We start from the raw sequence: 7,373 nt of genomic DNA, 5'->3' as shown, positions 1-7,373 counted from the left end.
GGGCATATGACTTTGTATAAAAACGGAAGGTAGTACCTGGTAATATTTAATGTTTGACGGTTCGTACCCAGCCGTTCCTGCATCCCATGTTGGATCATAAAGCGACCATTTGTTATCGGTAAAAACAATATTCCAGGCGTGTGATATTTTATCAAGGGAGTTATTTTGTCTTGTATAACCTTCAACAGCAAAAGACCTTAACCCAGTCTTTCTGCAGATATCATCAAAAATGGCGGCAAAATTTTGGCAAACACCTTTTCTTCTTCTAAGTGCAAAAGTCACCAACTGATCACGGTCTTCGTCCAGAATTATTCGGTGTATACTGTCCGTACTATATTTTATGTGAGATATTACCCAAATATAAGCGGCACGTACTTTCTTACTATCGGTATCGAAATGAGAACGTATGAAAGCAGCTATATTGGCCGTTGAATTGGTTTGTGAAGCAGGAATATTAAGTGCCAGCCTGTCTGTTTCACTATAGTCGTTCTCATCCTGGGCATATGTGTTATATGATAAGGAAAAAAAGGCTATAAAAGCAACCAGGCGTTTCATATTCTAAAGTTAAAATATGCTTATGAAATGATATTGCTAAATTTTAATGCAAAGGGTGATAACCTTTTTGGTTATCACCCTCTGAAAAAACTGTTTAATGCCGTTTAGCTGATTTGTATCTCATGCTTCACCACTTCTTTGCCGGGTATAACGGGAAGGGTTACCTGCAAAACACCGTCCACATATTTTGCGGAGATATTTCCTGAATCAATGGTTTCATCCAGCGTAAAGGTTCTCTCAAAACCTCCCCGGCTGTATTCCCGCCTGATCCATTCTTGCTTTGGAAATCCTTCAGGTGGCGTATAAGAAATGATCAAATCATTTCCCCGCACATCTAATTTAAAATGTTCGCGGATGCGTCCCGGTGCAAACACCAACATTTCATAGCTGGTTTCCGTTTTGAAAATGTTTACAGCGGCTCTTTGCATGGATCGGATGGACAGGTGCTGATGTCTGCCTCCGTAGTTGCCTTTTGCGGCACTTGACTGTTTGTAGTACATGTTTTTATTTTTTAAATGAATAATACCAACGTAGACGAATGAGGGAGAGAAATGTTTTACCAATAAGCAAGCCTGAGCTAATACTTGCTACTTATTACCCGATACCTGGTACTTTCTTCCTGCTAACAAATTTCTTCTGATCTTTAAAACAAATTATCAAATGGTTCGTCTACCTGTATAATGGATGACACACTTAATATAGCAAATCAAATGTCCGCCGACCGCAGCAATAAAATTGCCGACACAATTAAGGAATATAGCCGGCGACTGCTTGGTTTTATTAGGCAACGTGTTTCGGGTAATGAAGATGCCGAGGATATTCTGCAGGATGTCTTTTATCAATTTGCCGGAAGTACAGAGCCAATAGAACAGGTAGGGAGCTGGTTGTTTACCGTTGCAAGAAATAAGATTACCGATAGATATCGCAAACATAAACTTCCGCTGGCTGACGATGTATTTGGTACATCGGAAACAGATGAAGAGAGTTTTGATTGGAAAGAAATGTTGCTGGCTGCCGATAATAACCCGGAAACAGATTATTTGCGCAACTTATTCTGGGAAGAATTGGAGGTAGCGCTGCAGGAACTTCCATCGGAACAAAGAGACGTCTTTGTTATGAATGAAATTGATGGAATTGCATTCAAAGATATTGCTGAAGAAACGGGTGTAAGTGTGGCCACGCTTATAAGCCGAAAGCGTTATGCAGTACTTCATTTGAGAGAGAAATTACAAGTGCTGAAAGATGAATTATTGAATTATTAAAAAGACAAAAACACTTTAAAAAAAATATTATAAAATTAAATACAATGAAAAGAGGCAAGTTTAAAATGGTCATATTGTTTCCAATCTTCTTTATTGCAGCCGTATTGTTATTTGGAGCAATAGTAATGTTGCTATGGAACAATATTCTGCCCGCCGTGGTGGGCGTAAAAACCATCACATATTTGCAGGCGCTGGGAATATTAGTATTGAGTAAAATCTTGTTTGGAGGCTTTGGACGAAGAGGCGGATGGCACAGGGGAAAACACGAAGAATGGCGAAATAAATGGCAGGAAAAATGGGCCACCATGACTCCTGAAGAAAGAGAAAAATTCAAAGCTGAATGGAAGAACCGTTGTGGTCGTGGACGATGGAACATGCCACAGGAAGATACATCCGCAACAAAAGCTCAATAGCTATTCAAAGATTATTGGAAAATGCAATAATTTTTTATCCCCGCAAGCCGGGGATTTTTTTTGAATTATTTTCAAATCACTCATTCGCATTATCTTCAATTCATAATTTTTAAATTTTTAAGGAATGAAAAAAATATTGATTCTCGTTTGTGTATTATTTCAGTATGCAGTGTATGCGCAAAAATTACCGGACAGCTATACTGACGGAAAATACATAACTGTTAATGGCGCCAAATTGTATGTAGTGCTGGTTGGGAAAGGCGATCCGCTTATCATTATCCCCGGCGGTCCGGGCGGTGCTCACATAGCGTATCGTTCGTTTGATTCATTAGCGAAGGATAATGAGATCATTTATTTTGATGCCTTCGGAAGAGGCAAGAGTGATACTGCGAAAGATGTAAAAGAATATTCTCTTGCCCGTGATATAGAAGATATTGAAGGCCTTCGTGTTGCCTTGCATATTGATAAATTGAATGTTCTCGGCCATTCTTATGGAGGGCTTGTTGCACAAGGGTATGCTTTAAAATATCCATCGCACGTTAATCATCTTATCCTTGCCAATACTTTTCACAGCTTTATAATGTGGCAGGAAAATGATGACAACAGCAATCATGAAATAAAAACCAATTACCCTGAGGTTTGGGATTCATTAATGAAAATTCGCGAAGCGGGCGCCGTATCCAGCGATCCTAAGCACCAGGAATTATATAGCAAGGTTCCTTATGGTTTTTTATATGCTTATAATCCCAATAACTTTTTGGGCCGCGGCAGGAAACCATATCCGAATCCGATGAATACAAAATTATATTACCAGATGGTTGGTAAAGACGGCGACTTTATTGTGGGGAGCGACATTGGCAATTTTGATTTCAGGAAGGATTTAAAAAATCTAACTATGCCGGTGCTAATATATGGTGGCCGCTACGATCGTGTGGCAGTGCCGTATATGATGGTCAAGTACAAAGAATATTGTCCGCAGGCGCAGTTTATGATGTTCGAAAAATCAGGACACAACCCGCAGGTGGAAGAACCGGAGAAGTTATTTCCGGTAATTGAGAAATTTCTACATGGTTAAATAAACGACCACCTATTTCTTAAGACGATATTTTCTATTCACTTTCGGGCTATTAAAATATCTATCGAGCTCCTCACTGTTGGTATTATCTTCTACGATCGGGACGTCAATTAATTGCAGTTGCACTTGTGTAAGTTCGTCTCTTAGCTTGGTGGTTTTCCTTACAATATCAGGATCTTTTTCCCCGATGAGCATATTATCGGTAAGCAGATATTGAAGTCTTTTAATATCGCTTCTTACAAGAGACGCCGAATTTTGTTCTGTCGTTTTTGAAGGAGCCACTGCTTCTTTTACGGGAACCAATGCCACACCAACACTTGGCAAAATTTTTCCTGTCGTCTGTTCGCTCTGTGTAGGTAACGAAGAAAAAATTGTTCCACCTAATGCTGTCGATGCAGAAGTAAGGTCAAAAGACGTTCTCGTATTTCGTGTACGCTTAACCCTTTGATCTAATATTCTGAAAGTACTTTTTAATTGAAGAATATAAGTGTCAACATCCTTTGTTATCTTATTGTATTGAATTAAACGGTAAGGATAATTGATGGTTTGTTTCACTGTTATTTTGACGATTGCGGTATCATGATTATAAAATTTATCGGTTCCGATAAAAGTAATTGTTAATGGCTTGTGATCTATTTTTTCGTCATCCTTAATAAAATCGTATGGGGCTTCCCAGGTAAAATCGTCCCCGCAATGGGCTATCGGCGTTATTGAATGTATGGGAGAACTGGTAAAGTAAGTTATTGACTCAATCGGGAAACTTCCATCATCACATTGTAACTTGAAATTCAGTGTATCACCTTCTTCAATAACAAGATCACTGCTTACCGTAGGTTTAATCTTGGACGGGATAATCTCGGTATTATAAAATACAAGCGTAAAAACCGTGTCTACTTTATCCGCTGGATCATTAAGATTTTGTATGCCCATCTTTACTTTGTATTCATTATCATATTTAAGTTTACCACTAAGGAAATATGACCTATCAGCTTTAAAATGTAAGGTCCCGTCGTCCTTATTAATCTTCAAACCAACAGGTGAATTTTTTAAATACCAATAATATTGTTGCGGATCACGGTTTATTTCAAAATGGTAATCAAGAGTAGAATCGACATGCAAAGTAAAATAAGGGCTGAAGTTTTTGATACGTAAAACAGTATCGGCACTTTTTATATAATTACTATCTGGCTTTATTTTTATTGCGGTAGTATCCGTAACAACCTGGCACGATACAATCATCGGAAGAAAAAATAAAGCAGAGAGCAATAAATATGGTATGCTTTTTTTTCTTAAAGGGTATTTCAACATGCTGGCAAAAATATAAAAACTAAGTTTTAAATCTCTTATAAAAAAGTTATTGCTTTTTGCCTTCATAATAGTTGCATTGCGCCAGCGATCCTAGCCTGAAACGAATAGGCATTCTCGTAGCCTTTTCAATTTTAAGTTCTTGTCTGCAAAAGAAACCGTATGTGCATGTAGAAAAGTCTTCAGCAATCGGTGGCTTTATATTTCCCGTGCCTGCAAATAACAACACAGATGAGGGCAAATGATTAGCAGTGTCGGAAGCTTTTAGTTTATTTTTAACAAGAAAGTCATTATAATTCAGCCTGACGGAGGTAGTAATTTGCGCACTTATTAACAGGCAGGAAAGTAATAAAATCAAAATGAAACCACAAATTTTATTCCAAAAAACCATATCATTACTTTTGTGAGTGTAAATTTACATACTTTAAAAAAGAAAACGAGTTAATGTCTTTAAGCCAGCGCTTACAACAAAAATTATTACAGAAACTGTCGCCTCAGCAAATTCAGCTAATGAAGTTGCTGCAGGTACCTACAGCACATCTTGAAGAAAGAATAAAAGAAGAATTAGAAGAAAACCCTGCCCTGGAAGGTGGAGAAGATGGGCATGACGAAAATTTCGATGCGCCAAAGGATGAATTTGAAACAGCTGAAGATGATTTTGAAAATGATGGCAGCGAAGATGATTATGACAAAATCGACATCAGCGAATATGTGAGCGATAGCGATGATGAAGTTGGTGACTATAAATTACGTGATGATAATTACGGTGATCCCGAAGAAACAAAAGTAATTCCTCATAAAGTTGAAATTTCGTTTTTTGATACGCTCAAGAGCCAGTTGTTGATGTTGGATCTTGATGACCGTGAAAAAAAGATAGCCGAACAAATAATCGGAAGTATTGATGATGACGGCTACCTGCGCCGTGAAATAACTGCTATTGCTGATGATCTTGCATTCAGGCAAAATATTGGCGCTACTGAAAAGGAAATTGAAAAGATAATAGAACTTATACAGCAATTTGATCCACCGGGTGTTGCCGCCAGGGATTTGCGTGAATGTTTATTGTTGCAATTGAGAAGGAAAGAGAGAAATGGTGGTGCCGTTCAAACGGCGATCGCCGTTATTGAAAATTATTTTGATGAGTTTACAAAAAAGCACTACGAAAAAATACAGCGTGGCTTGAACCTAGATGATGATGGCATTAAAGATGTGATTAACCAGATAATAAAACTGAATCCCAAGCCCGGCGGGCAGGTTGGTGAAACCAATAAATTACAGAGTTATGTAATACCCGATTTTTTTATAACAAATAACCTCGGCAAACTTGAAGTAATATTAAATTCAAAAAACGCCCCGGATTTGAGAATTAGCGAAGGTTACCGCGATATGCTGAGAGACTATGACAAGGGCTCAAAAAAAGACAAGCGGCAAAAAGAAGCCGTACTTTTCATCAAGCAAAAAATAGATTCAGCCAAATGGTTTATTGATGCGATTAAGCAAAGACAACATACCCTTTTAAGCACCATGGAAACCATTATGGAATACCAGAAAGAATTCTTTTTAACCGGCGACGAAACGGATTTACGACCAATGATTTTAAAAGATATCGCCGAAAGGACCTCACTCGACATTTCAACTGTTAGCCGTGTTGCCAATAGTAAATTTGTACAGACGGAATTTGGAACGTATCGATTGAAGTTTTTCTTTAGTGAAAGCCTTGTTACAGATAGCGGCGAAGAGGTAAGCACCCGCGAGGTTAAAAAAATACTGAATAACTTAATTGATGATGAAAGTAAACAACATCCGCTCAGCGATGAAAAGCTAACGGACCTCTTGCAGGAAAAGGGTTACAACATTGCCCGCAGAACAGTTGCTAAGTATCGCGAGCAACTTAACATACCGGTTGCCAGGTTAAGAAAGGAATTATAAATGGAAAAGAATTTGAATACAACTGTAAGTCCCGTTATTGATCTTAATTACAAAAAGTACCCGCTTGCATTGCGAATACCGGCACAGTTGTTTTCATATGTTTTTCATCCATTGTTTATTCCTACAATTGCCACCTGGTACTTAGCGTATATCCACCAGGGTTATTTTACAGGTATTGCTCCACACGAAAGGTTATTAATTTTAATAAGAGTAGCTATTAACACGATCATTTTTCCAGGTGTAACAGTGTTGTTACTAAAAGCTGTTGGATTTATCAAAAGTATTTATTTAAAAACTCAAAGGGAAAGAATCATTCCTTATGTGGGTGCTAATCTTTTTTATTTCTGGATGTATCTCGTTTTCAGGAACCAACCGGAAGTCCCGCCTATACTTACAGCCTTTATTTTTGGAGTTTTTCTTTCTTCCTCTGTTGGTTTACTGGCAAATATTTATTTTAAAATTAGCATGCATGCTTTAGGCATGGGCTCTCTGTCGGGCTTATTGTTGATCATTATATTTAGTGGTTCTCCTTATGGCTTTTTCCTCCAGGCTATGGTTATTTTTTTAATAACGGGATTGGTTTGCACAAGTCGCCTGATAGTTAGTGATCACCGCCCGTTAGATATCTATACCGGAATATTTTTTGGCATCTTGTGCCAGGTTATTGCAACCTTGTTTATCGGGTTAGCCACATGAATTAATTCCTTTAACCCCTCAAACCAATATTTATTTTATGGGAGTTATCATAAATGAATAACTATAATTTTTATAATTGAGGCGATATTGCTTTAAAGGCCATGTTCCCCAGGAATTAACACCACCAACACCTGTTTG

General features: G+C 37.9%; 10 protein-coding genes. 5 read left to right on the top strand and 5 right to left on the bottom strand.

What is annotated here, in order from left to right; translation table 11 throughout:
- Positions 1-555, bottom strand: a 555-nt coding sequence (locus ACO1O5_RS18525; protein ID WP_486272882.1) for a transglutaminase domain-containing protein, incomplete at its 3' end; no start/stop codon positions are given.
- A gap of 104 nt (positions 556-659) precedes the next feature.
- The gene (locus tag ACO1O5_RS18520; protein WP_486272880.1) at positions 660-1,055 is read right to left on the bottom strand and encodes an Hsp20/alpha crystallin family protein; all 396 of its coding nucleotides are present in this window, start codon (positions 1,053-1,055) and stop codon (positions 660-662) included.
- Between the two features lie 210 nt (positions 1,056-1,265).
- On the opposite strand from ACO1O5_RS18520, the gene ACO1O5_RS18515 reads away from it, so the two are divergent.
- The 3 genes from ACO1O5_RS18515 (at position 1,266) to ACO1O5_RS18505 (ending at position 3,305) form a co-directional block, all read left to right on the top strand.
- Positions 1,266-1,817, top strand: a complete 552-nt coding sequence (locus ACO1O5_RS18515; RefSeq protein WP_486272879.1) for an RNA polymerase sigma factor — start codon at positions 1,266-1,268, stop codon at positions 1,815-1,817.
- A gap of 44 nt (positions 1,818-1,861) precedes the next feature.
- Entirely contained in the window at positions 1,862-2,230 is a 369-nt protein-coding gene (locus tag ACO1O5_RS18510; RefSeq protein ID WP_486272877.1) for a hypothetical protein, read from the top strand.
- A gap of 124 nt (positions 2,231-2,354) precedes the next feature.
- Positions 2,355-3,305: an alpha/beta fold hydrolase gene (locus ACO1O5_RS18505; protein ID WP_486272875.1), complete on the top strand. Its 951-nt coding sequence runs from the start codon at positions 2,355-2,357 to the stop codon at positions 3,303-3,305.
- 12 nt (positions 3,306-3,317) lie between these two features.
- On the opposite strand, the gene ACO1O5_RS18500 is transcribed toward ACO1O5_RS18505, so the two are convergent.
- Positions 3,318-4,679: a hypothetical protein gene (locus ACO1O5_RS18500; RefSeq protein WP_486272874.1), complete on the bottom strand. Its 1,362-nt coding sequence runs from the start codon at positions 4,677-4,679 to the stop codon at positions 3,318-3,320.
- On the bottom strand, positions 4,660-4,968 hold the full coding sequence (locus ACO1O5_RS18495) for a hypothetical protein (RefSeq protein ID WP_486272872.1): 309 nt from the start codon (positions 4,966-4,968) through the stop codon (positions 4,660-4,662). The genes ACO1O5_RS18500 and ACO1O5_RS18495 overlap by 20 nt, the downstream gene beginning before the upstream one ends.
- Positions 4,969-5,054: 86 nt before the next feature.
- Here ACO1O5_RS18495 and rpoN point away from each other — a divergent pair, with 86 nt between their 5' ends.
- The gene (rpoN, locus tag ACO1O5_RS18490; protein ID WP_486272870.1) at positions 5,055-6,539 is read left to right on the top strand and encodes an RNA polymerase factor sigma-54; all 1,485 of its coding nucleotides are present in this window, start codon (positions 5,055-5,057) and stop codon (positions 6,537-6,539) included.
- Positions 6,540-7,235 (top strand): phosphatase PAP2 family protein, encoded by a 696-nt coding sequence (locus ACO1O5_RS18485; protein ID WP_486272868.1) that lies wholly within the window; start codon positions 6,540-6,542, stop codon positions 7,233-7,235.
- Between the two features lie 30 nt (positions 7,236-7,265).
- On the opposite strand, the gene ACO1O5_RS18480 is transcribed toward ACO1O5_RS18485, so the two are convergent.
- On the bottom strand, positions 7,266-7,373 hold a 108-nt coding region (locus ACO1O5_RS18480), incomplete at its 5' end, for a beta-galactosidase small subunit-related protein (protein WP_486272884.1).

Source organism: Ginsengibacter sp., from assembly GCF_057362405.1.
Note: the sequence above shows the minus strand (reverse complement) of the source record. Positions and strands in the feature narration are given on the sequence as shown.